Source organism: Cupriavidus sp. 01L46 (assembly GCF_056399905.1).
On record NZ_JBFTSF010000615.1, the window covers coordinates 1 to 1186 of the forward strand.

Consider the following 1186-nt stretch of genomic DNA (forward strand, 5'->3'; position numbering starts at 1 on the left):
GCGATGCTTTCCAGTCACCTGACCTTCCTGCTCGAAGCGCAACAGCCGGCCGACTTGAGTCGGCTCGCCGAGCATCTTCCGTACGAGTGGATCGAGCGCGCGGTAGACGCGACGGGAACGGCAAGTATCCGTCGCCGTCGATTGCCCGCTGAACAGGTGGTCTGGCTGGTGATTGCGCTGGCGATGTACCGCCATTGGTCGATCAGCGAAGTGCTCGACAATCTGGAACTGGCCCTGCCTGACGAGGTGGCGCCGTTCGTCAGCAAGAGCGCGGCGACGCAAGCCCGCCAGCGCGTTGGCGAGGCGCCGCTGGCCTGGCTGTTCGAACGAACAGCGCGCGCCTGGAGTCTGCAGGACGCCAGCGACTACGCCCTCAAGGGACTCAGCCTGTGGGCGATGGATGGCACGACGCTACGCACAGCCGACAGCCCTGCCAACCGCGAGCACTTTGGCGCCCAAGCTTACGCTCGCAGGGTCGCCAGCTATCCGCAGGTGCGCATGGTGACGCTGACTGCGATCCCCACGCACCTGGTGGCAGGTGCCAGCTTCGGTCGCTATGACAGCAATGAGATGGTGTACGCCAAAGGCTTGTTGCCGCAGATACCGGATGATTCGCTGACGGTATTCGACAAAGGCTTCCTGGCTGCCGAGATCCTGTGCGGTCTGACGATGGGCGGGCACAACCGCCACTTCCTGATTCCGGCCAAGTCCAACACGCGCTGGGAGGTGACGGCCGGGACGGCCGAGGACGCCACGGTACGCATGCGTGTCTCGCCGCAGGCACGCAAGAAGTGTCCGGCGCTGCCGGAGTTCTGGCAGGCGCGGGCAATCCGAACGATCGATGCACGCGGACGTAGCCGAATTCTGCTGACGTCGCTGCTCGATCGCCGACGCTTCAAACCTGCTGACATCGTCGCCAGTTACGAGCGGCGCTGGCAGATCGAAACGAGCTACCGGGAACTGAAGCAGTCGATGCTCGGCATGGAGCTGACCCTGCGTAGCCGAACCGTCGATGGGGTATGCCAGGAAATCTGGGGCGCCTTGATCGCCTACAACCTGATTCGTCGCGAGATGGCCAGCGCCGCCCGAGAAGCGAAGCTCGCGCCGACTGACATGAGCTTCGTGCGTGCCTTCCATGTCATCCAGCACGAGATGATGTGGGCAGCTGTCACGCCAGCCTACGCGA

Annotated in this window: 1 protein-coding gene; it reads left to right on the plus strand. The window is 63.9% G+C overall.

Annotated features, from left to right (window positions below):
- Window positions 1-3: 3 nt before the first annotated feature.
- Window positions 4-1186: IS4 family transposase (locus AC1DS3_RS38870; protein ID WP_477129390.1), on the plus strand; the 1183-nt coding region annotated here is incomplete at its 3' end.